The sequence below is a fragment of the Thermostichus sp. MS-CIW-40 genome (assembly GCF_054058315.1).
The window spans coordinates 18,009-39,705 of record NZ_JBSSAC010000026.1; the positions used below are offsets into that span (position 1 = coordinate 18,009).

Genomic DNA, 21,697 nt, shown 5'->3' on the forward strand with positions numbered 1-21,697 from the left:
AGCCAACAGTTGCCGTCTATCGCCCAAAGGCTCTCAAAGGAGCCGCATTTCCGGGTACTCGGTCAACAGCGCCTCTGCCGACAGGGTGTCTCCCTCCAACTGCGGCGTCCACAGCACTTCGATGGCCACAATCCGATCTGCCGGAATCGAAGCCAGCTGCAACAGGCACTGCCGCAGATCCGCCATGGAGTTAACTACAGGTAGTGTACCCAAGTTACCACGATACGCAACCAGTAGAGTTACCAGCAGGTACTCGCCAACATCTGGGATCCCAGCAGCAGATCGCTGCAGCGCCGCTTGGGAGACTTGTTGGATCTGGTTGTTGCGGTTGCTGAGGCTTTCGACGCTGAACTTGCTCCGTTCTTGTAAAGAGGCTTGATAGAACAGGGATTCGGCGCGGGAGAGGGGCAGCTTCTCCGCTTGGGCATGGCCATAGGCCCAGTAGTCGCTGTAGCGCATCAAGCCAAGGGTGACCTCTTGCAACAGTTGGCTCAGCCCTTCTGGCGACTGAGTATCCGCCTCCAGAGCCAGGGCGTTCATGTCTTTCTGCAGTTGCCGGGCGCTGGCCAGCAGGCCCACTTTCACCTGCGCAACGGTTACCTGGGGATCGCGAACCCCAATGCTATCGTCCCCTTCTTCGGATCTGATCCCCGAGCGCAGTGTCTGCACCAAAAAGCTACCTGCCCCAATCAAGAGCAGCAGTGTCAGCAGGCCGCCACCCCCTCCCCAGAAAAAGGGCACCAGCAGCGGAAAACCGAAGCCGCCTCCATAGCTGGGGTAGACAGGAGCTGAGTAGTGCGGGCCAATCGAGCGGGGGGCAGAGAACGTCGGAGACCGGAAAGATCCGCCGCCAATGCGACCGCCACTGCGTGCCCAAACAGCGCCTATGGGAGCCAGGGCCAAGGTCAAGGCCAGGGCAATAGCCAGCAGAGGCCGGCAGACGCGACCGATTCGTTTCAGCATGATCACAATGTTTTCGTCCATCACGGGGCTAGTCTTTCTTAATTCTACGCTTTCTCGTTGGCGGGAATAGGGGCGGAAACCGATCCCCCACCCGGCCATCTCACTTGTTCAATTCTTCTGTGTTGATTCTTTGTGTACTGAGCCGGCCAATGACCGTCAACCAATCGAGGCAGAGCCATGCTACGGTCTGGGAGGTTGCCAGGAGGAGGGCAAACAACAGCAATGCAAACTCAGGCTAACGTCCAAGCCGAGGAAAGAGAGCGGGCATCTTCTCCACCCCGTGCCCAGATTCGGCTGTTGGTGGTGGATATCGATGGCACGATTGCCGGGCCTTCCAACCAGGTTTCAGAGCCGGTTCGGGAGGCCATTCAGAAGGCCAAAGCAGCAGGGGTGCGAGTAGCCATCGCTACGGGTCGCATGCATCGTTCTGCCGAGCGGTTCCACTACGCGATTGGGGCCGATATGCCCCTATGCAGCTACCAGGGGGCTTTAATTCGGGATCCCGATAGCCAAAAGACCCTAAAGCACTGGAGCCTGGACTGGCCGCTGGCCGAGGAGTTGTTGCAAGCGTTGCAGGATCAGCCGGTGGGGGTTCACCTCTACATCGATGACCAGCTCTACTTACGGGAGCTGAGCCCTCTCAGTCAGGCCTATGCTGAGCGCTCTCAGGTGCCGTTCCAGATGTTCTCTTCCGCCCAATACGGACGAAGCCCCACCAAGATCCTGGCTGTTTCTGAGGATACCGAGTTCCTGCAGGAATTGCAGGGATCCCTGCGGCGGCGGTATTCCCCTGAGCAGCTCTACCTCACCCGTTCAGAGCCGATTTTTCTCGAGGCTACCCATCCGGCGGTGAACAAGGGCAATGCCGTTCGTTTTTTGGCCGAGGAAATGCTGGGGTTGTCGGCGGAGCAGGTGATGGCCATTGGCGATGGCGACAACGACATTGAGATGCTGCGGTATGCGGGGATCGGGGTGGCGATGGGAAATGCCTCGCCAGCTCTCTTGCCCCATGCCGACTGGATCGCCCCTTCTGTAACAGAAGACGGGGTGGCGGCGGCCATCGAGACCTTCATCCTCAGCTAGGCAGGGATCCCATGCTGGGTCTGGCTTCTTCTCCCTTTCCTGAGGTCACCCTGCGTCCGGCGCAGCAACAGGCGTTGGCCTACCAATCGGGGCCGCTGGGGATCGCCGCCGTTCCGGGGAGCGGCAAGACCTTTATTCTGGAGCTGTTGATCGCCGATTTAATTCTCAATCGGGGGATCCCACCGGAGCGCATCGGGGTGTTCACCTACATGCGTTCGGCGCGGGGCAACTTGATCAGCCGCATCAATCAACGTTTGCAACGGGCGGGGTATCCGGCTCGCTTTACCCAGGCCTTTACCCTGCATTCTTTGTCGTTGCGGGTGTTGCGGGAGGCCCCCGGCCGTTGGGAGGAGCTGTCTATTTTGGAGGGATACGAACAGGAGCGGTTGCTCAGCCGCCTGTGCCGCGCTTGGCTCGTCCGCCATACTCAGCTTTGGGAGCCGCTGATCCCCGGCGACAACAACCCGCAAAAGATCGCCCAAAACCGAGCCCAGTTCCGGCGCAGTTTCCAGCAGATGGTGCAGGTGGTCATCAGCAGGGCCAAGAATCTGCGCCTGGGGCCAGAAGTGATCCCCAGCGAGGGCTATCTGGGCTGGGCTGCTCCCATCTACGCCGGTTATCAAGCGGAATTGCGTCGCCTGGGCAAGTTAGACTACGACGACCTGGGCTGGCAAGCAGTGGATTTGATCGAGGGCAGTCCAGAGCTGCGGGAGCAGGTGCAGAACTGGTACGACTACCTGTTCGAGGATGAGGCCCAAGACAGTTCCCCCCTGCAGGAAGAGCTGCTGCGGCTGCTCAGCCAACGCACCGGCAACCTGGTGCGGGTGGGGGATCCCAACCAGAGCATCATGGGCACCTTTACCAGCGCCGAGCCGCGGCTGTTTCGCGCCTTTTGCCAGGCCAGTCCTCAGGTGGTGCTCTTGGATGAATCCAGCCGCAGCGCCCCCCAGATCATCGCTTTGGCCAACCGTCTGGTGGAGTGGGTGAATCAGCAGCACCCCATCCCGGCTTTGCGCACCGCTCTGGCCCTCCAACTCATTCAACTGGCTACCTCCGGTGGCCAAAACCCCCCGGCCAGCGAGGGTGGTGTGGACTTTCTGCGGGTTGTCGGATCCCCGGAAGAGGAGCTGCAACAGGTGGCGCGGCAGGCCATTGCAGCCGCCCAAGCTTTTCCCGGCCAAACGGTGGCCATTCTGGTCACCACCAACGAGCTGGGGGGCAAAGCCCTCAGCTATCTCCAGGAAATGGGAGCGGAGCGGGTGATCGATCTGTTGCGGGGCAGTCCCAGTCAGCGGCGGGTGTTGCTGCAACTCAAGGGAATCATCGACTGGTTTGCCCAGCCCACTGCCCCCACTCGCTTGGCTGCTGCTGTGGATTGCTTGGCGGATTGGGCGGGGATCCCACGTGCTGAACTGGGACCGATGTTGAGCTGGATCCGCGCCTCTCTGCCGGAGCGGCTGCTATTTCCCAACTTTGGTGAGGCTCCCGCTCTGCCCGATGGCCCGCCTTGGCAGAACTTGGGCAGGCTGCTGCGCACCCTTGCCGGTTGGCTCCGGGCCGGGCGCTCCCCTTGGCCGGAGGTGCTGAATGTGATCGTTCAAAGCCTCTACCGCAAGCCGGAAGAGCTGTTTGTGGGTCGCTATGTAATCGATCAGCTGGAGCAGGTGCTGGGATCCCTGCCCGAAACCGATTGGCAGGAGATCGCCCAAGAATTTCAAGTGATTCTGGATCACCGCCTCAACAACTTGCCTTCGGAGATCTTCGCCTTCGACCCCGAGCCGGGCAGCATCACTGTCACGACTCTGCATCGGGCCAAGGGGCTGGAATGGGATCAGGTGTTCATCCCCCAGGTGTCGGCCTACGAGTTTCCCACCCAGTACGAGGAGCGGCCCCTGGGGCTGAGGTTTTTGGAAGATGTGGATATGAAAGCGGAGGCCCTGGCCCAGTTGCGGCAGCTCAGCCCCAAAAGCTGTTGGGATCTGCAGGCCGACTCTGCCACCAAGCAAGCCTTTTTGGACTTGGCAGCGGAGCGGCTGCGGCTGCTGTATGTGGGCATCACCCGCAGCAAACGACGGCTCACCCTCTCGGTATCCAGCCAATCTCGCTTTGGCACAGAGCAGAGTTCATCTTTGGTGTTTCGGGTGTTAAGTCGCAGTTTTAGGGCCGGTTGACCGGGTGAGTCTCTCGTTCTTCATGGATTGGCAACCTGCTAGCATGGCTAAGCCCGATAGCGCTTGCGCGCCGCCTTGCGGCAATGGGGCAGTCTTTCAGAAGCTATGGATATTCTGCAATGCAACCTCGGCGTATTGCCCGCGAACTGGCCCTGCTGGGGGTCAATCAACTGCCAGCCACGGCGGCCAAACTGAGCGAAAAACAACTGGAGGACTTGCTGCTGGCAGCCATCCGCGCCCTGAGTGAAGAGACCCATGAAACCCTCTCCACAGCGGCGGCGGAAATCCAGCGCAGCGACCGTTTGTTGCACGAGAGCGATCCTCTATTGTTGGCCGATTCGGATCCCAAGGAAGAGGGTGGATCCCGCTCCGTCACCCTCCGCCTTCAGCAGGCCCAACGACACCTGCAGCGCCTGGAAATCACTCTGAAGGAGGCGGACGTTCCTGACCCCAATGCCTTACGGGGGGAATTGCTGGAGCTAATCCAGCAGGTGCAAGTGGCCCTCGGCAACGCCGGCCAAGCCTTAGAACACCTGGAACAGCGGCTGCACAGCGTCCGCCACATCTTGGATGAGGTTGTCCAGTTGTCCCAAAGAGCAGTCAACCGGGTGGGCGTTGCCCTGTCCATGCCGGAACTGTTGTACATTGCCCAATCCCAAGAAGTGCGCGCCTACGCTTTGCAACTGTTAACTGCCCTGCGAACCCACAAGGAGGCGATTGATGCTCGTTTGCAAAAGGCTTTGGTGGGTTGGCAATTGCAGCGGGTTGGTCGGATCGAACGAGATATCCTGCGCCTGGCGGTGGTGGAGATGGAAATACTGGCCAGCAGCCCCGTGAAGGTTGCCATCAACGAAGCTGTAGAATTGGCCAAAAAATACGGGGATCCTGAGGCCGCCGCTTTCGTCAACGGAGTGCTGCGACGGGTAGTGGACAGCCAGATGGAGACCCACCGGGGTCGGGATCCCTCCCTCCCTGGTTCTGGTTCCGGGGGCTGAGCAGATCACTGGGGATCTTCCTTGCCAGGATAAAAGTCGGGATCCATCACCTGCTCAAATGTGTAGGGACACTGGGCAGGCAGATCTGCTTCAGACAATGGCGTTTCTCTCACCACCAACAGGATCCCGTCCTGGTGAGCCTCTTGCAGGGCTGCCGAAAGATCGGGCTTGAGGCTGGGACTGTCTTTGAGCAATCGCTGGATCTGGCGGCGTTGTTCAGTAATCGTTGCCCGCCAACTTTTGCCTCGCAGGTGGGGTTGCAATTGCCACTTCAGCAAATGCCCTACCAGGATCCCCAGCCGGTGCAGCAATTCCCGGCGTTCTTGCCTGCCCAAAGCCTCGATTTCCTCCACCAAGTTGGCGATATCCAGTTGATCCCACTGCCCCGATTTCAGCAGTGCGGCTTGCTTTTGCGTCCAGGCATAGAAGTCGTACTCGTAAAGTTGCATGCTTCATTGCCTAACTGGGCACTGGCCAAGGAGATCTTACTGACCCCGAACTACCCCTTTTTACCTTGAGCTCATTGATTTCCCGGACTAGGCCAAGCCCGGGAATGCTTGCGGAAAGCGGGTTTTGCCGGTTGGTTGGGGAAAGCGGGCGATGAGACTCGAACTCACGACATCCAGCTTGGGAAGCTAGCGTTCTACCACTGAACTACGCCCGCGTAAATCAATCTCAAGTTTAGCAAGCTGAAACCCTTGCTGAATCTAACCTATCACGTTCCCGACCCCTTGAGTAGGTGGGGAGTTGGGGGGGGCATATTTTGCCCGCAATTTGACCAGCAGGGAATGACGTCGAGAGACAAAGCTATCGTGCATGCTGGGGCAGGGCGAGAGTGGGTTAATCATCTTTCACGTGGGATCCCTGGTACAACTGAGACAGTATTCTGTCTGCGGCCTATGTCCAGCATCCTCTTGCTCTCCGGTAGTCCCAGCACTCCTTCTCGCTCAGAAGCCGTTTTACATCACGCTGCCGGGATCCTGTCCGATCTGGGATTGACCACTCAGTTTGTTTCGGTGCGGGATTTGCCCCCAGAGGATCTGGCACTGGCCAAGTTCGATAGCCCTCAACTCAAGGCAATTCAGCAAAAGGTGGCCCAAGCTACCGGGATCGTCATCTCTGCTCCCGTTTACAAAGCCTCCTATCCAGGTGTGTTGAAGGCACTGCTGGATTTGCTGGATCAAGACGCCTTTACCGGTAAAGTGATTCTCCCCATTGCCACCGGGGGAACCCTGGCCCATCTGCTGGCCATCGACTTTGCAATGAAACCTGTGCTGGCGGTGATGGGGGCAACCCACATCCTGAGAGGGGTTTATATCCTGAGTTCTCAAATTCAGTTGGACGCTGCCGGAACACTACAGCTAGAGGCCGACATCGAGGAACGTCTGCGAGCAGGGCTGCAGGCACTTGCGCAGGCGGTGAAATAGAAGAAATCAGAATTTTGCGGAGACTGGCCGAATACGGGATTGGTGCCCTGGGCCCGGAACCGGTTGCGGCAATCTATTCCGAAAAGTGCATAGGTGATTGCCCAGTCAGGCCCGAGAAGCCGCGGAAGAGCCGACGGCAAGGGATCCCTTTTGCGGGTATGGCCGGATTAAATTTCTATAAATCCCCCAAAAAACCTGCAAAACCGTAAGTTATGATACAGACATAGGATAAATCGTTCATCTCTGCAGTTGGCTCACCAGTGGCCTGGAGCTGTGCAGAGACGGAAGTAGGGGTCTTCCCGAAGGAACGCGCCTCAACTGAATCGCGCCACTCTTTCCGTGGCGTAGGGCCCAACGACAACAAACTCAACCCTTCGTTGATGGAGGCGATATATGAAACTCTCTTTCCGTGGCAACACCTTTGACTACGTTCCTGCGCATACTCAGCTCAGTGATGAGGAGTTGCAAGCTCAGTATCGCGGTCAAACCTTCTGTGTGCACCACACCAGCAAGAAAGCGATGCCTCACCCTCATCAGCCCCTGACCTACCGGGGCGTAAGCTACTGAGGTGGATGCTTTTCACCCTTGTTCTAGGTGAGCTGGGGATCCACTGGAGATCTCCATAGAGATTCGGAAAAGACCGAGCGGCCCCGTTTGGGGTCGTTTTTTGAGGCAAAGCAACACCCCCAGAAGGAGCAGCACCCGTTCCACCTGAGAAGCAAGTAGATGGGTCTGGGCCTGCCGAGTTGAGTTTGAACGAGTTGAGTTTGAAATGGGAGCGATGCCGAGACAGGGTGCGCTAAGATGCGGTTCCAAGCGATAATGGCCTTAGCAACTTGCCCTACAGGGATCCGCTGCGATGGAAGCGTTTTTCGAGTTTCTCTGGTCGGCTTCGGCCATCTTGCTGGTGATCTTGGTGCTGCTGCACAGCCCTAAGGGGGATGGGTTGGCGGGCATTGGCGGGCAGGCCCAGCTGTTCTCCAGCTCCAAGAGTGCTGAGCAAAACCTCAACCGCATCACCTGGACGGTAGCGACCCTTTTCCTCTCCATCAGCGTGGTGTTGGGGGCGGGCTGGCTCTCGGCAGCCACAGGGCCATAGGGATCCCTTTCCGTGTTGGCGATTTACCTGCATGGATTCGGCTCTGGGCCGCAGTCGGCCAAGGCAACTTTCTTTCGGCAGCGGCTGCAGCAGGTGGGGATCCCTGTTCAGGTGCCTGATCTGAACCAGGACAATTTTGCCCAGCTCACCTTGACCCGCCAGATCCAGCAGGTTTCCAGCCAGCTTGCCGAGATGAACTACCCCCCTGTCACCCTCATCGGCTCTAGCTTGGGGGGCCTGGTGGCTGCTTGGGTTGCCGAACGACAACCTTGCGTGCAGCGCTTGGTGCTTTTGGCGCCGGCTTTTGGCTTTTTAGGCCATTGGCTGCCGCGGCTGGGGGCAGAGGCGGTGGAGACTTGGCAGCGAACCGGACAGCTCATGGTGTTTCACTACGGAGAAGGCCGCCCTCTCCCTTTGGAGTACGGCTTTGTCGCCGATGCCCAGCGCTACCCGGATGGGGGGTTACGACGGCCTGTGCCCACCCTAATTGTGCACGGGATCCAAGACGACACCATCCCCATTCAAGCCAGTCGAGACTATGTGGCCCGTCGCCCCTGGGCCCAACTGGTGGCGGTGGAGAGCGACCACGCCCTGACCGATGTGTTGGATCCCATCTGGCAGATCACCAGCCGCTTCTGCGGGTGGGGGATGGAGACGGGGCAGTAGGGTTGTTAAGAGGATCCCTGTCCCGTGCTTGCCCATTCGCGAAAGCGTCGCGTAGCGATAATGTCTATGCAATCCAAAGTGCTGTGCCTACAACAGGGGAAGGCTGACGTGACTGCCGGCTTGCTCTTCGATATGGACGGGGTGATTGTGGATTCGGAACCAATCCATGCCCGCGCCGGGGCCATTGCCCTGCAACGCTGCCACCTATCCCTGGATTTGGCCCCCATCTCCCTGCAGTTCAAGGGGCGCACCGACCGCGACATGTTCGAGTACCTTGTCCAACACCAGACGGACACCCCACCTGCAGAACGGCCCCTGCTGGTGCAGCGCTTGATCGAGGAAAAGGCCAAGGCTTTTGGCGAGCTGCTGGCAGAGGTACCCCTGGTGCCGGGGGTGCTGGAGTTTTTGGCGGCCAGCCGCCAGCGCTTTTCTGCCCTGGCCGTCACCACTTCGGCCATCCGCCGGGATCAAGCGCAGATTTTCCAGCGCTTCGACCTGCACCGCTGGTTTGACGCGGTGATTACCGCCGAAGACATTCAGCGGGCCAAGCCCGACCCAGAGCCTTACCTGAAAACGGCTGCCGCTGTGGGGTTGGATCCGGCGTTGTGTTGGGTGATTGAAGATTCTACCCATGGGATCCGCGCCGCTAAGGGGGCTGGCTGTTTTGCGGTGGGCCTCACCACGGCTTTCACCGCCGAGGAACTGCGCCACGCCGGGGCAGATGTGGTGGTGGACAGCTTTGCGGAGTTGGCCGCACTCCTGTTCGCGAGAGCGTCGCGTAGCGATAACCTGCCTGTGTAGGGAGCCCAGCCCATTCGCGAGAGCGTCGCGTAGCGATATGCCAGCACCCACTTTTTTGCGGCAGGCCCTGGATCGCTATCCGTTTGCTTCGCGGCGACGGGTGGTGATGGGCAGACAGGGATCCGTGGCCACCAGCCAACCTTTGGCGGCAATGGCGGGCATGGAGATGTTCTGGGCGGGCGGCAATGCTGTGGATGCAGCCGTGGCAATGGCGGTGGCTTTGACGGTGGTGGAGCCAACCTCCAATGGCATTGGCGGCGATGCCTTTGCTCTGGTGTGGGAGGGGGGGGAAGAGGGTCAGCTGTACGGGTTGAATGCTTCCGGTCGCAGCCCAGCCGCCCTGACGCCGGAGCGGTACCGGGACCATGGGCGGATCCCCCCCTACGATTGGTTAGCGGTGACGGTGCCGGGGGCAGTTTCCGCTTGGCAAACCTTGCACCGGCGCTGGGGAAAGCTGCCGTTCGAGCGTCTGTTTGTGCCTGCCCTTCGTCTGGCGCAAGAGGGATTTCCGGTCTCTCCCCGGGTGGCCCAACTGTGGCAGGCGGCGGAGTCCATCTATTTGCCCCTGCCAGATCCCCGCCACGACGCCTTCAAGGCCGTTTTCTTTCCCCAAGGGCGTGCCCCACGGGCTGGAGAGCGCTGGAGCAGCCCCCTGCATGCTCAAACCCTAGAAGAGATTGCCCGTAGCGGTGGGGAGAGTTTTTACCGGGGGGAGCTGGCGGAGAAGTTGCTGGCTTTCTCGGAGGCCACGGGCGGCTTCCTGTCCCCCGCCGACTTGGCCCAGCACCAGGCCGATTGGGTGGAACCCATCCATACGGATTACCGCGGCTACACCGTCTGGGAGATCCCCCCCAACGGGCAGGGCATTGCCGCTTTGATGGCGCTCAACCTTTTGGAGGGTTTTGAGCTGGGTCGGATCTCCTACGATGCCGGCGAGCGCTATCACCTGCAGATTGAGGCAATGAAGCTGGCCTTTGCCGATGTGAGCCGACAGGTGGCGGATCCGGAGTATGTGCGGGTCAGTCCTGCCCAGATGCTGGATAAGGCTTATGCACAGCGGCGGCGGCAGTTGATCGGGAGAGAGGCGATCCCCCTGGCCCAGCCAGGGCTGCCGGAGGGGGGAACGGTTTACCTGGCTGCAGCTGATGGTGAGTTGATGGTGTCTTTGATTCAGTCGAATTTCGATGGCTTCGGCAGTGGTCTGCTGGTTCCGGGCACGGGCATTGCTCTCCACAACCGCGGCACGGGTTTCACCCTGGAGCCCGGCCATCCCAACCAGGTGGGCCCCCGCAAGCGCCCCTACCACACGATCATCCCCGCTTTTCTATCCAGAGAAGGGATCCCTCTCGGCCCTTTTGGTGTGATGGGAGGGACGATGCAGCCCCAAGGCCATGTGCAGGTGGTGGTGAACTTGGTGGATTACGGCCTAAACCCCCAAGCGGCCCTGGATGCGCCCCGCTGGCGAGTGCTGTGGGATCAGGGGATCCCGCAGGTGGCGCTGGAGAGCACGGTGCCGCCCCAGGTGGTGCGCGAACTCTCCGCCCGCGGCCATGCAGTGCAGGTGGTGGACGCAGAAGAGGATTGTGGTCTTTTTGGCCGGGGACAGATCCTCTTGCGGGATGGGGATCACTTCATTGCGGCTTCCGAACCCCGTGCCGATGGCCTAGCCCTGGCGTGGTAGAAGGCTCAACTCATCACCATGCCACCATCGATGGCAAAAACCTGTCCCGTGATGTAGGCCGCCGCCGGATCTGCCGCCAAAAAACGCACCAGCCCCGCCACTTCTGCCGGGGATCCCAGTCGCCCCAGGGGGATCTGCGCCAAAATCGGGCCGGGATCCAGTTTTTCGGTCATTTGGGTGGTGATGAACCCCGGTGCCACGGCGTTGACGGTGATGTTGCGGCTGGCCAGCTCGCGAGCTGCTGTCTTGGTGAGGCCCACCACCCCTGCTTTGGCGGCGCTGTAGTTGGCCTGGCCGGCATTGCCCACCAAGCCCACCACCGAGGTGATGTTGATGATGCGCCCCTGGCGCTGCTTCACCATGATCTTGGCGGCTGCCTTTAGGCAGAGAAAGACCCCCGTCAGGTTGAGATCCAGCACCGCCTGCCAATCTTCTGGCTTCATGCGCAGCAGCAGGGTGTCGCGGGCCATGCCGGCATTGTTCACCAGCACATCCACCCGACCCCACCGCTCCATCACCTGGGCAAACAGGCTCTCCACCGCCTCTGGGCAAGACACATCGGCGGCCACAGGGATCCCTTCTCCCCCCAGGGCCGCGATCTCCTCCACCAGGGACTCGGCTTCGGCAGCGGAGCGGGCGTAGTTGATCGCCACTTTTGCTCCAATGGCCCCCAGGTGCAGGGCAATCGCCCGGCCAATGCCCCGGCTGGCTCCGGTGACCACAGCCACCCGGTCTTGGAGGGAAGGCAAAGGGAGAAGCTCAGACATAAGCGGCAGATTCCTCGTGATTCGGACAGCGTGATTAGGACAGCCGCAACAGTATAGGATGCTTTAGAGCCCTCTGGTTGCCACTGGCTTCCCTGCGATCGCTTGCGCTGCGTCCCTCATAACCGCCGTTCGCGCTACTTGGATGGAGTCCTTCGGCATAGGCAGGAGGGATCCCACGGCTCTGTGCAGTCACCCTGCCCGCAAGATGTGTTGACGGACGGATTCCCAGACCAACGGGCGAGCAGAGCCGGACTATGATCAAAGGCTAGGCCGCAGCAGAGCATGCCTCTAACCCCCAAAACCCTGAACTTTGCTGAATTTACTGAGCTTTAGGCGGTTTGGCAAAAGTCATTGAGAGGGATATAGTAGACCAAGTTTCCCCCTGATCCTTGAGTCCACCGCAACGGTTGCCGGGAAGTGAAGGGGGAAAGCGCTCGGGGGGTATTCCTCAGGGCTTTGCGGGATACCGCCTTCCTGCTCAGAGATAGGCAGGATGCGATCGCTTCTTTCCTGAACCATGTTCAGGAGAGTCCAGCGTGAATGTATCAGGAACTGTCCATGCAAGTGGAGTTTCGCGAGTGCGATCCGGGAAATCTGTGGATCTGGTTTGAGTTTGCCGAGCCGCCGGTCGAAGCTGAGCTGGAGTACCTCAACGAGGTGCTGGAGTCATGGTACGTGCTGGGCAAACTGGGGGGATTTAACGCCGAGCGCCTGGTGGCCCAAGAGGCAGAGGCGGATCTGAGCTATCTGGAGTATCCCAACGAATCGGATCCCTTGCCTTCCCTGATGCACAACATGGGATCCCTGGAAGAGAAGGACAACTGGGCCCGCTGCTGGTTTGATCTGGGCACCGCCGATGCGATGGCGCTGGATGTGTTGATCAACGCCCTGCGCACCCTCAGCCTGGAATACATCGGCCTCAGCCGCGTGATTATCGGCGGGCAAAATGAGGATTGGCCAACGGCGGATCCGGAGGAGATGGATGACATGGATGACTACGATCTAAACGGCTATGTGCGGGATCACAGGGAGGAGGAAGGAGGGCTGGAATAGCGGGATCCCTGCCTACTCCAAGTAGCCCAGCTCCTGCATCTGCCGCACCAAGTCGGCATCGCTCTCCACATTCACCTTGCGAGGAGCCGTGCTAGGCCGCCGGGACTCTGCCCAGCTCACCCAGGCTTTCAGCCCCTGCTGTAGGCGAGCCAGCCAAGCCTGGGGGGAAAGGGATCCCCAGCCGGCTTCCCCCGCCGACCCGTCGTGACAGCGTTGCGGATCAGCATCAGGGAGAGAGGAGACGGGATCCCCGTTGCCGACCCAAAGCAGATCCCGCAGCTCCGCCGGATCCTGCTCCAGGTTGTAGAGGCTGGGGCGATCCCCCGTTTGGATGAGCTTGGTCATCCCCTCATAGAGGGCACGGCGGATGTCGTAACAGGCACGCGCCCGCAGCAGGCTGTCGTTACGGCTTTCCATAGCCCGAATGAGGAGGTGGGGCGGGAAGGCTTCGCTGAGCACTGTTCCCTGCTCGGGATCTTCCCCTGCCAAGGTGCGGGCCAAGCTGAGGCGGGCGACCTCGCGGCGGAGCTTGAGGCTGACACAGGGGGCACCGTTGGGGGAAAGGTTGGGGCTAAAGCCGGCAGCTTCCAGGAGGGTATGGAAGAGGCGGCGGGTGGAAACGGGGGTGGCAATGCGTTTTCCTGCCGGGAAGTGGCCGGGATAGCGCAGGATGAGGGGCACGCGGATCAGCTCTTCGTAGACCACAAAGGCGTGGCCGACGAAGTCGTGTTCTCCCAGGCCTTCGCCGTGATCGGCGACGATGGCCACCAGCGTGTTCTGCTCCAGGCCGGTGTGGCGCAGGGTGTCGAAGACGGATCCCAGTAGGTGATCTTGGTAGGCCACCTCAGCATCGTAGATATCCCGCAGCACCTGCGCTTGCAGTGGAGAAAGGGGCTGCGGCAGGGGCGCCATCCAGCGGTAGGGCTGGGCGTTGTATTGGCGCAAAAAGTCGCGGGCCTCGCGGTTGCTTTTGAAATAGGGGGCGTATTTCTGCACAAAGGGCTCCGGCGGCCAGTAGGGCAGATGGGGCTCCATCAGGTTGACAAAGCAAAAGAAGGGCCGTGCTCTAGGATCCGACCGGCGGCGGGCCATCTGCTGCAGGTAGCGGTTGAGGTCGGCAATCGAGGCGGCGGTGTTGCCTTTGAAGTTGAGCAGGCGGGTCCAGAGGGAGGCAAACCAGGGGTGCAGCGCCAGCTGGAAGAGGGCGTCGGAGCGGGCAAAGGCGTTTTGCACCGGATAGGAGAGCCGCCGCCAAAATTGGGTGTAGGCGGCCAGCCAGCGGTTCAAGGGGGCGGGCAAGGGGGTGCCTTCGGGGGGGCGGGTGGGCAGAGCGCCACCGTAGTTGTAAAAGGTTTCAAAGCCGCGCCGCAAGCCGTTTTTCAGGATCCCCACCAGAGGGTTGTTGCAAAAGCCCACAGTGGTATAGCCGCTCAGCTGCAACAGCTCTGCCAGGGTGGGCAGGGCGGGGCTCAGCTCCAGATCTGCTTGGACAGTCTGGTGGGTGCTGGGATATTCCCCCGTAAAGAGGGAAGCGTGGGAGGGGATGGTCCATTGGGCAGGGGCGATGGCCCGCTCGAAGAGGGTGGATTCGGCAGCCAGCCGATCCAGGTTGGGGCTGGTGGGCAGTTGGCGGGCACGCTCCGCTTCCGACCAGTAGCAGGAGAGACGATCTGCCCGCTGGGTATCCAGCACGATCAGCAGGATGTTGGGGCGTTCTACGGCAGCAGCGCCGGCCCTTGCGGGGGAATGTCCTGTTTGCGCCACTCGGACGGAGTCCTCAAAGCTCACCACAACTCACCCGATACTTTTCCTTAAAGGTATCCCTATCCTGCCATGCTCTCGGCCAGCTTTCTGCTTCCCCCCAGCCCCCCTTAGGGCAAAGTGAGCTGGGTTTGGCTGTTGCCTTGGATCCGAGCAGTGTTGGCCTGCCAATCCAGGATCCCTTGGTTGCCTCTGACAGTCAAAGCCTGGCCGGGCTGGCGGTAGCGCACGTTGCCCTGGGCCTGCAGCTGGGTGGAGCCGATGCGCCAGCGAATCTCTTGGGCTTCCAGCTCTTGCCCTGTCTGCTCGGCTTTGGCCTTCACATTGTCCAGCAAGCGCAGCTCGGCAAAGGGCAGGGGAGCACGCAACTGACCACCGCTGAGGCGCAAAGCTTGTAAGGGAGCGTAAACCTCTACAGACCCTACTGCCTGCACTTCCCCGACGCCAAATTGCCACAGAAAACGGCTGGCAGCCAGCTCCAGATCCGGATCCCGGTACTCTGCCCGCACCGGCTGAGTGGGATCCCAGTTCTCCAGCTGCATCTGGGCTTGGCCAAAATCAACGAGCAGCCGATCCCCCCACAGGGATCCCTGGCCCTCCAACAGCTCCACTTTCACCTGGCCCTCAGCTTGGAGGAGGCGCTGTTCCGGCAGCCATTCCACCCGCTGGGCCTCCAGACGCAGGTTGTCTCGCTCCGATTCCACCTCGACTTGACCCGTCAATTCCAGCCGTCGTTCGCCGGGGTACGCGGATCCTCGCTCGGCGCGGGTGCGGATGGCGCGGTTGTCTTCGTCGAAAAATTCTCCCTCAACGGCCTGCAAATGGGCGGATCCCAACTGCACAGGAGCGGCACCATTTTCTGGGGGGGACTCATATTCGGCCAGGCGAGCCTGTAAGCGCCAAAGAATGCCGCCGTCGGGCCTGGCTTGGGTGAGGGTGATGTCTTCGTAGATCAACTGGGGGGTGGAGATGGGCTCGGAAGGCGCATCGGGATCCCACTCCGGCCCGCCACAGCCCGCGCTCAGCAGGGCCAAAACGGCCAGGAAACGGAGGACAGACAAAGACCTGGACTGCATGGATCTTCCTTGGGGGCTTTCTCCCCTACCCTAGCTTTCTTAGGACTCCGTCCCGCTGGCGCGATCAGCCGTATCCTTCCGCTGTGCCGGACGGGATCCCGCTCTCGGCAAACCCGTGGCATCATCAGGGCAAGGGGTTTTCGGGGGCAAGCGTGACCCAACTGTTGCAACTTTTCATTTACGGCCTTGTCTTGGGCAGCATCTACGCTCTGGGAGCAATTGGGGTGTCGCTGACCTTTGGCATTTTGCGCTTTGCCAACTTTGCCCACGGGGATCTGATGACCCTGGGGGCCTACTTCGGCCTGACATTTGTTGGGTTGGGTTGGCCAATTGGGGTCAGCCTGCTCCCGGCAGCTTTGGCCACGGTACTTTGTGCAGTTGGGATCGACCAGCTCATCTATCGCCGCCTGCGCCGGGAGGCCCCGGTGATCTTGCTCATTTCTTCTTTTGGCACCGCTCTGATTCTGCGCAGCCTGGTGCAGATCATCTGGGGGCCCAACAACCAGGTGTACCGCAGCGGGATCCAGTTGCCGTGGCGGCTTGGAGAGCTGCGCATCAAGCCCGATTGGGCAGTGATCCTGGTGGGAACAGCCCTGTTGGTGGTGGCCCTGCATCTCTTCTTACAACGCACGCGGGTGGGCAAAGCGATGCGGGCCATGGCCGACAATTTTGAGCTGGCCAAGATTACCGGCATTGATACAGAGCGGATCGTCCTCTGGACTTGGGCCATCGGCGCAGCTTTGGCCTGTGCAGCAGGTGTGTTCCTGGGTATGGATACCCGGCTGCACCCCACCATGGGCTGGCGGCTATTGTTGCCCATTTTTGCAGCGGCCATTCTCGGCGGCATCGGTCGCCCTTACGGGGCCATTGCCGGAGGAGTGGTGATCGGCCTGGCGGAAGAATTCTCGACCTTGGTGATCAACCCGGCCTATAAAACCGGGGTGGCCTTCGCCATATTGGTATTGCTGCTGATCTTCCGACCCACAGGATTACTGGGATCCCCGGGTGGGGGGGATGTCTGATGTTGAGCTACGGCATTTTCTTTTTGATTTTGGTGGGGATCTACGGCGTGCTGGTGCTGGGCCTCAATATCCAGTGGGGCTACGCCGGCATGTTCAACATCGGGGTGGGGGCTTTTTTTGCCGTGGGAGCCTATGCCAGCGCCATTGTCACCACACCCCCAAGCGCCGAGCATTTGGGCGGCTTCAATCTGCCCTTTTGGGTGGGTTTTGCCATAGCTGTGGCTGTCGCCGGGGCGATTGCCTTTTTGATCGGGTTGATTACCCTGAAGCTGCGTTCCGACTACTTGGCCATCGCCACCATCGGCATTGCTGAGATCATCAGCCAAATCCTGAGAAATGAGGGCTGGCTGACCAATGGCGTACGGGGAATTACCCGCATTCCGCGACCCTTTCGCGGCTGGATCCCAGGTCAGGATACCCTTCTCTACTTGGGCTTGGTGCTGGTCATTTTGGCGGTGGTCTATTGGGCTGCGGAGCGGGCCTATCGCTCCCCCTGGGGGCGGGTGCTGCGGGCCATTCGCGAGGATGAACCGGCAACCCTGGCTGCCGGCAAAGATGTGCTCCAGTTTCGCCTGCAAGCGTTTGTGCTGGGATCCATGCTCATGGGGTTGGCGGGGGCCCTCTACGCCCATTTTGTCAATTTCATCAGCCCAGAAGCCTTTCAACCGGAGTTTGCCACCTTTATCGTTTGGGTAATGCTGATCGCGGGGGGCAGTGGCAACAATCGCGGCGCCTTGCTGGGAGCGCTGGTAATTTGGGGGGTGTGGTCGGGCAGCGAGTGGCTCACCAACCGTTTGCCGCCCCAGTGGGCCACCCGGGCTGGCCCTTTGCGCATTTTGTTGATCGGGATCCTGCTACAGGTCATTCTTCTGACGCGCTCTCAAGGATTGTTGCCTGAACGTCCGCCCAAGCCCGTCTTGGGCACTTCTCCTTCGCCTAAGCAGAACCCCGCAGGATAGGATTGGGTCGGCTCCAGCTGTTGTTGACGTGTTTGAGATAACCCAGCCCTCTGTCGTCATGACTCCGCGTCCCAAGGAAACTGACCCTTCCTGGCCACCCTGCAACCCCGACACGACGGGCTGCCCCCCTGATGCCGGACAACCAGGGATCCGGACTACACCCATCCAAGAGGGCTATGCTCTGCCGGAGCAGTATTTCAACCGGGAGCTGAGCTGGATTGAATTCAATGCCCGGGTTTTGCACGAGGCCCTGGATGAGCGCACACCTCTGCTGGAGCGGCTGAAGTTTCTGGCCATCTTTGAGAGCAACCTGGACGAATTTTTCATGGTGCGGGTGGCGGTGATCCGTCGTCAGTTGGAAACGGGCGTGTTGGTGCTAACCCCGGATGGCCTTACACCGCAGCAGCAGTTGCAGCAGATCTCGAGCCACCTGCGCCCCCTGATTCGAAAATTGCACACTTGCTTCCGGCAGGAACTGGTGCCCAAGCTGGCGGAACAGGGCATTCACATCCGCGATTTTTCCGAGCTGGCCGAGTCGGAACGGCAGGAGCTGCGGGACTACTTTGAGAGGCGTTTGTTTCCAGTGCTCACCCCCTTGGCGGTGGATCCAGGCCATCCTTTTCCCTACATCTCCAACCTCAGCCTCAGCTTGGCGGTGGTGGTGCGGGATCCAGAGACTGGCAAGGAGCATTTTGCTCGCGTGAAGGTGCCCAACACCTTGCCCCGCTTTGTGCCGCTGCGGGATGGGGTGAGCTTTGTGCCGCTGGATCAGGTGATTGCCCACCATCTGGAAGCGCTGTTTGTCGGCATGCAGGTGCTGGAGTACTACCCCTTCCGCATCACCCGGGATGCCGATCTGGAAATCCAAGAGGACGAGGCCGACGATCTGCTGGCTGCCATTCAAGAAGAGCTGCGCAAGCGCCGCTTCGGCTCAGTGGTGCGCATGGAGATTGACAGCCAAACTCCGGCAGCCATCCGACAACGGCTCAGCGAAGAGATGCGCCTCAACAGTGACTCGGTGTACGAAGTGGATGGCCTCTTGAGTATGGGGGGGGTGATGGCGTTTCTCAGCCTGAATCGGCCCGATTTGAAGGATCCCCCTTGGGGGCCGGTCACCCCGCCCCGCCTGCGCACTGCCTCGGTCAGCGATGAGCCGGTGGATATCTTTGCCGTCATCCGGGAAGGGGATCTGTTGGTGCATCACCCCTACGATTCTTTTGCCGCCAGCGTGGAGCGGTTTCTGGAGGAGGCCGCCAACGACCCCCAAGTGCTCACCATTAAGCAAACCCTCTACCGCACTTCCGGCGACTCAACGGTGGTGAAATCCCTCATTCAGGCTGCCGAAAACGGCAAGCAGGTGGCCGCTCTGGTGGAACTCAAAGCCCGTTTCGACGAAGAAAACAACATCCTCTGGGCCAAAAAGCTGGAGAAAGCCGGGGTCCACGTGGCCTATGGCCTGCCGGGGCTGAAAATCCACTGCAAACTGGCTTTGGTGGTGCGGGAAGAGGAGGGATCCCTGCGCCGCTACGTCCACATCGGTACCGGCAACTACAACCCCAAAACCGCCCGTATCTATACCGATCTAGGGCTGTTCACTTGCGATGAGACCCTCTGCAACGATGTTACGGAATTGTTCAACCTACTGACGGGCTACTCACGGCAACGGCAATTCCGCAAGCTCTTGGTGGCCCCCAGAACCCTACGCCAAGGCATGGAAGCCCTGATCCGCCGCGAGATCCGCCATGCCCAAGCGGGGGGCCAGGGGCGTATCATCGTCAAGATCAACTCTCTCACCGACCCGGAAATGATCCGGCTGCTCTACGAGGCCAGCCAAGCCGGGGTGGAGATCGACCTCATTGTGCGCGGCATGTGCTGCCTCAAGCCCGGGATCCCAGGCCTAAGCGAACGCATCCGCGTGATCAGCATCATCGGGCGCTTCCTGGAGCACTCCCGCATCTTCTACTTCTACAATGGCGGCCAGGAAGAATACTTCATTGGCAGCGCCGACTACATGACCCGCAACCTGGATCGACGGGTTGAGGTGGTTACCCCTGTGGAGGATCCCGCGTTGCAGCGGGAGCTCAAGGCGATCTTGGACATCTGCCTGACGGACAACCGGCAAGCCTGGGAGTTGCGCCCTGATGGCACCTACGTGCAGCGGCAACCCAAGCCAGGAGAGCCTGTGCGCTCCACCCACCAACGCCTGATGGAGCGGGCCGCCAGCCGCATTTAGCAGGATGACTCTCACTGCTAACCTCTCTCTCAGAGGGAGAGAGGAGCAGCCTCGCCGCTATCGGGAATGGCCACCAAAGCTCAGGATCCGGTGGTCTTGGCGGCCTCGGCCTCTTCCTCGCCCAGCGCAATTACCCGTTCCGTGGCCTGCAACGAAGACTGCAAGCTCTCCAACTTTTCTCGGCTGGAGCGGTTCAGCCACGACTCGATTGCATTCACCAAGAGCTGATCCACAGAGAACCAGCCGCCCCCATTCACCGCAAAGGCCAGGAAGATCGCTGCGTAGATGGCGGATAGCTCCAAGTAGGGAACGCTGAAGCCGGCCACCTTAATGTGATGGAACATGGCCACTGCCATCGTCGCGAACAAACCCAACGCTGCCCCGCGGGTCAACAAACCCAGCGCCACCATGGGGGCTGCAATCAGCTCGGTATAGGCAGCCACATAAGCGAAGAAGATCGGGAAGGGCAACCCGATCACTTCTACATAAGCCGTCGCAAACCCTTCGATATCTGCCAGCTTGTCAAGGCCGTTGTGAATCATGAATAGCCCTGCCACCACCCGCAAAACGGTCCACGCCACTTGAGACCAGCGCGGAGTTACGCTGTCGTGACGCAAAGCTGAGGCGAGTAGCACGGGAAACTGCTGAGAGGGTGCCATAGGATAAAACCTGCGATGCAAAGATGAGCAAAGATTCTAACTTATTGTAACGATTCTAAATTTCTGTAACAAGATGGGGTTCAGATCCCCAGTGGTCAAGGGATCCCATCCAGAAACAAGGTCTCCGGCCCGCTTTCGCGAAAGGCCTCCGGCCCGCTTTCGCGACCGGTCGGGTGGGTTTCCGGCGAGCTTTCACCGCAGGCGATTGCGCCACACTATCTCTGCTCTTGGCCTGGGACTTTTCCGGCCTTGCTGAGACCTGTCAACCCTCGTAAATAGATCCCTCATAATGGGTTCATTGGCTGACCCTGTCGCTATGATTGCCGAATCTGTCCTCGCCTCTGATGTCAGCTCCGCCAAAGCCCAAGCCGGGAGAGAGGAGGGATCCCCGCCTGCCATTCGTTTGCGGAGGGTCAGCCGCAACTTTTCCGGGATCCAAGCGGTGGACGGGGTGGATTTGGAGGTGCAGCAGGGGGAGTTTTTTACGTTGTTGGGGCCGTCGGGTTCGGGCAAAACCACCTGTTTGCGGATGATCGCGGGCTTTGAGCGTCCGGATGAGGGGCAGATCGAATTGAACGGCCAGAATGTTTTGGGTCTGCCGCCCTACCGACGGCCTGTGAACACGGTGTTTCAGGACTATGCTCTCTTCCCCCACATGACGGTGGCGGAGAACGTTGGCTACAGCTTGATGATCCGCGGCATACCGCCGAAGGAGCGCCAAAAGCGAGTGCAAGAGGCGCTGGAGCTGGTACAACTGCCCGATCTGGGATCCCGTAAACCCAGCCAACTTTCAGGGGGGCAACGGCAACGGGTGGCCTTGGCGCGGGCTTTGGTTGGCCGACCGCAGGTGCTCTTGCTGGATGAACCTTTGGGGGCGCTGGATTTGAAGTTGCGCCAACAGATGCAGTTTGAACTCAAGGTCCTACAACACCGCCTTGGTCTCACCTTTTTGTACGTCACCCACGACCAAGAAGAGGCCCTGACCATGAGCGATCGTATTGCCGTGTTCAATCGCGGGCGCATCGAACAGGTGGGATCCCCGGCAGAGCTCTACGAGCGACCTGCCACCCGGTTTGTAGCCGGTTTTATCGGCCAAACCAACTTGATCGAGGGATCCCTGGCGGAACGATGCGTGGGAGAAGCGGCCCTGTTTGCTTTGCGCCCGGAGCACATTCGGATTGACTTATGTAAACTACCCGGCTCCGACCGCTAAGCGGTACGGAGCGGGCTTTCAGTAGCCCTGAGCCTGCTCTGCTCTACCAGAGAACAAAACAGGCCCGA

At 60.2% G+C, this 21,697-nt stretch carries 19 protein-coding genes, 1 tRNA gene, 1 pseudogene and 1 riboswitch; of the genes and pseudogenes, 14 read left to right on the forward strand and 7 right to left on the reverse strand.

The window, feature by feature from the left end; translation table 11 throughout:
- Window positions 1–33: 33 nt before the first annotated feature.
- Window positions 34–984, reverse strand: coding sequence for a DUF1517 domain-containing protein (locus tag ACVWXF_RS09195; RefSeq protein WP_457443764.1), 951 nt, complete (start codon window positions 982–984; stop codon window positions 34–36).
- 201 nt (window positions 985–1,185) lie between these two features.
- Between ACVWXF_RS09195 and ACVWXF_RS09200 the strand changes: the two genes are divergently transcribed.
- From ACVWXF_RS09200 to nusB, 3 genes are all read left to right on the forward strand, one after another.
- Window positions 1,186–2,046 carry a Cof-type HAD-IIB family hydrolase gene (locus ACVWXF_RS09200; RefSeq protein ID WP_457384793.1) on the forward strand — a complete coding sequence of 287 codons (861 nt, stop codon included), beginning with the start codon at window positions 1,186–1,188 and terminating at the stop codon, window positions 2,044–2,046.
- Between the two features lie 11 nt (window positions 2,047–2,057).
- A complete protein-coding gene (locus tag ACVWXF_RS09205) occupies window positions 2,058–4,217 on the forward strand; it encodes an ATP-dependent helicase (protein ID WP_457474234.1) in 2,160 nt (719 codons plus the stop codon).
- A gap of 119 nt (window positions 4,218–4,336) precedes the next feature.
- On the forward strand, window positions 4,337–5,212 hold the full coding sequence (nusB, locus tag ACVWXF_RS09210) for a transcription antitermination factor NusB (protein WP_414331399.1): 876 nt from the start codon (window positions 4,337–4,339) through the stop codon (window positions 5,210–5,212).
- Between the two features lie 5 nt (window positions 5,213–5,217).
- Here nusB and ACVWXF_RS09215 read toward each other — a convergent pair whose 3' ends face one another.
- Window positions 5,218–5,661 carry a DUF29 domain-containing protein gene (locus tag ACVWXF_RS09215; protein WP_414331397.1) on the reverse strand — a complete coding sequence of 148 codons (444 nt, stop codon included), beginning with the start codon at window positions 5,659–5,661 and terminating at the stop codon, window positions 5,218–5,220.
- Between the two features lie 143 nt (window positions 5,662–5,804).
- Window positions 5,805–5,876 (reverse strand) — tRNA-Gly (locus ACVWXF_RS09220).
- Window positions 5,877–6,111: 235 nt separating this feature from the next.
- On the opposite strand from ACVWXF_RS09220, the gene ssuE reads away from it, so the two are divergent.
- The 6 genes from ssuE (at window position 6,112) to ACVWXF_RS09250 (ending at window position 10,886) form a co-directional block, all read left to right on the forward strand.
- Window positions 6,112–6,639, forward strand: a complete 528-nt coding sequence (gene ssuE / locus ACVWXF_RS09225) for an NADPH-dependent FMN reductase (RefSeq protein ID WP_414414120.1) — start codon at window positions 6,112–6,114, stop codon at window positions 6,637–6,639.
- A 232-nt stretch (window positions 6,640–6,871) separates the two neighbouring features.
- Window positions 6,872–6,953: riboswitch (Glutamine riboswitch) on the forward strand.
- Between the two features lie 79 nt (window positions 6,954–7,032).
- On the forward strand, window positions 7,033–7,206 hold the full coding sequence (locus ACVWXF_RS09230) for a DUF4278 domain-containing protein (RefSeq protein ID WP_083757650.1): 174 nt from the start codon (window positions 7,033–7,035) through the stop codon (window positions 7,204–7,206).
- Window positions 7,207–7,498: 292 nt separating this feature from the next.
- Complete coding sequence (secG, locus tag ACVWXF_RS09235; protein WP_011433676.1) at window positions 7,499–7,738, forward strand: preprotein translocase subunit SecG; 240 nt, start codon at window positions 7,499–7,501, stop codon at window positions 7,736–7,738.
- A 12-nt stretch (window positions 7,739–7,750) separates the two neighbouring features.
- Window positions 7,751–8,404, forward strand: a complete 654-nt coding sequence (locus ACVWXF_RS09240) for a YqiA/YcfP family alpha/beta fold hydrolase (protein ID WP_414343667.1) — start codon at window positions 7,751–7,753, stop codon at window positions 8,402–8,404.
- A 66-nt stretch (window positions 8,405–8,470) separates the two neighbouring features.
- Window positions 8,471–9,205, forward strand: a complete 735-nt coding sequence (locus tag ACVWXF_RS09245; RefSeq protein ID WP_414343669.1) for an HAD family hydrolase — start codon at window positions 8,471–8,473, stop codon at window positions 9,203–9,205.
- A 37-nt stretch (window positions 9,206–9,242) separates the two neighbouring features.
- Window positions 9,243–10,886, forward strand: a complete 1,644-nt coding sequence (locus ACVWXF_RS09250; RefSeq protein WP_457384796.1) for a gamma-glutamyltransferase family protein — start codon at window positions 9,243–9,245, stop codon at window positions 10,884–10,886.
- A 5-nt stretch (window positions 10,887–10,891) separates the two neighbouring features.
- On the opposite strand, the gene fabG is transcribed toward ACVWXF_RS09250, so the two are convergent.
- The gene (gene fabG, locus ACVWXF_RS09255; RefSeq protein ID WP_011433672.1) at window positions 10,892–11,653 is read right to left on the reverse strand and encodes a 3-oxoacyl-[acyl-carrier-protein] reductase; all 762 of its coding nucleotides are present in this window, start codon (window positions 11,651–11,653) and stop codon (window positions 10,892–10,894) included.
- Window positions 11,654–12,211: 558 nt separating this feature from the next.
- Between fabG and ACVWXF_RS09260 the strand changes: the two genes are divergently transcribed.
- Complete coding sequence (locus ACVWXF_RS09260; protein ID WP_457384829.1) at window positions 12,212–12,706, forward strand: DUF3531 family protein; 495 nt, start codon at window positions 12,212–12,214, stop codon at window positions 12,704–12,706.
- A gap of 12 nt (window positions 12,707–12,718) precedes the next feature.
- Here the strand turns inward: ACVWXF_RS09260 and ACVWXF_RS09265 are convergent, their stop codons facing one another.
- Both ACVWXF_RS09265 and lptC read right to left on the reverse strand, forming a co-directional pair.
- Complete coding sequence (locus tag ACVWXF_RS09265; RefSeq protein WP_457474235.1) at window positions 12,719–14,494, reverse strand: sulfatase; 1,776 nt, start codon at window positions 14,492–14,494, stop codon at window positions 12,719–12,721.
- Window positions 14,495–14,577: 83 nt separating this feature from the next.
- Window positions 14,578–15,528: an LPS export ABC transporter periplasmic protein LptC gene (gene lptC, locus ACVWXF_RS09270; protein WP_457474236.1), complete on the reverse strand. Its 951-nt coding sequence runs from the start codon at window positions 15,526–15,528 to the stop codon at window positions 14,578–14,580.
- A gap of 167 nt (window positions 15,529–15,695) precedes the next feature.
- Here lptC and ACVWXF_RS09275 point away from each other — a divergent pair, with 167 nt between their 5' ends.
- From ACVWXF_RS09275 to ppk1, 3 genes are read left to right on the forward strand one after another with little or no spacing between them, the layout of a single operon-like run.
- Window positions 15,696–16,565, forward strand: coding sequence for a branched-chain amino acid ABC transporter permease (locus ACVWXF_RS09275; protein ID WP_457387602.1), 870 nt, complete (start codon window positions 15,696–15,698; stop codon window positions 16,563–16,565).
- A complete protein-coding gene (locus tag ACVWXF_RS09280; protein WP_011433667.1) occupies window positions 16,565–17,524 on the forward strand; it encodes a branched-chain amino acid ABC transporter permease in 960 nt (319 codons plus the stop codon). The genes ACVWXF_RS09275 and ACVWXF_RS09280 overlap by 1 nt, the downstream gene beginning before the upstream one ends.
- Window positions 17,525–17,582: 58 nt before the next feature.
- On the forward strand, window positions 17,583–19,757 hold the full coding sequence (ppk1, locus tag ACVWXF_RS09285; RefSeq protein WP_457474237.1) for a polyphosphate kinase 1: 2,175 nt from the start codon (window positions 17,583–17,585) through the stop codon (window positions 19,755–19,757).
- Window positions 19,758–19,837: 80 nt separating this feature from the next.
- Here ppk1 and ACVWXF_RS09290 read toward each other — a convergent pair whose 3' ends face one another.
- Complete coding sequence (locus ACVWXF_RS09290; RefSeq protein ID WP_457411568.1) at window positions 19,838–20,416, reverse strand: DoxX family protein; 579 nt, start codon at window positions 20,414–20,416, stop codon at window positions 19,838–19,840.
- A gap of 289 nt (window positions 20,417–20,705) precedes the next feature.
- Between ACVWXF_RS09290 and ACVWXF_RS09295 the strand changes: the two are divergent.
- Window positions 20,706–21,599, forward strand: a pseudogene (locus ACVWXF_RS09295) (ABC transporter ATP-binding protein); the annotation flags it as partial.
- Window positions 21,600–21,697 lie beyond the last annotated feature (98 nt).

Bases quoted from the DNA above. Each gene is read 5' to 3' on its own strand.
- ACVWXF_RS09195 (WP_457443764.1), bottom strand. From the start codon at position 984: ATGGACGAAAACATTGTGATCATGCTGAAACGAATCGGTCGCGTCTGC.
- ACVWXF_RS09200 (WP_457384793.1), top strand. From the start codon at position 1,186: ATGCAAACTCAGGCTAACGTCCAAGCCGAGGAAAGAGAGCGGGCATCT.
- ACVWXF_RS09205 (WP_457474234.1), top strand. From the start codon at position 2,058: ATGCTGGGTCTGGCTTCTTCTCCCTTTCCTGAGGTCACCCTGCGTCCG.
- nusB (WP_414331399.1), top strand. From the start codon at position 4,337: ATGCAACCTCGGCGTATTGCCCGCGAACTGGCCCTGCTGGGGGTCAAT.
- ACVWXF_RS09215 (WP_414331397.1), bottom strand. From the start codon at position 5,661: ATGCAACTTTACGAGTACGACTTCTATGCCTGGACGCAAAAGCAAGCC.
- ssuE (WP_414414120.1), top strand. From the start codon at position 6,112: ATGTCCAGCATCCTCTTGCTCTCCGGTAGTCCCAGCACTCCTTCTCGC.
- ACVWXF_RS09230 (WP_083757650.1), top strand. From the start codon at position 7,033: ATGAAACTCTCTTTCCGTGGCAACACCTTTGACTACGTTCCTGCGCAT.
- secG (WP_011433676.1), top strand. From the start codon at position 7,499: ATGGAAGCGTTTTTCGAGTTTCTCTGGTCGGCTTCGGCCATCTTGCTG.
- ACVWXF_RS09245 (WP_414343669.1), top strand. From the start codon at position 8,471: ATGCAATCCAAAGTGCTGTGCCTACAACAGGGGAAGGCTGACGTGACT.
- ACVWXF_RS09250 (WP_457384796.1), top strand. From the start codon at position 9,243: ATGCCAGCACCCACTTTTTTGCGGCAGGCCCTGGATCGCTATCCGTTT.
- fabG (WP_011433672.1), bottom strand. From the start codon at position 11,653: ATGTCTGAGCTTCTCCCTTTGCCTTCCCTCCAAGACCGGGTGGCTGTG.
- ACVWXF_RS09260 (WP_457384829.1), top strand. From the start codon at position 12,212: ATGCAAGTGGAGTTTCGCGAGTGCGATCCGGGAAATCTGTGGATCTGG.
- ACVWXF_RS09280 (WP_011433667.1), top strand. From the start codon at position 16,565: ATGTTGAGCTACGGCATTTTCTTTTTGATTTTGGTGGGGATCTACGGC.
- ppk1 (WP_457474237.1), top strand. From the start codon at position 17,583: ATGACTCCGCGTCCCAAGGAAACTGACCCTTCCTGGCCACCCTGCAAC.
- ACVWXF_RS09290 (WP_457411568.1), bottom strand. From the start codon at position 20,416: ATGGCACCCTCTCAGCAGTTTCCCGTGCTACTCGCCTCAGCTTTGCGT.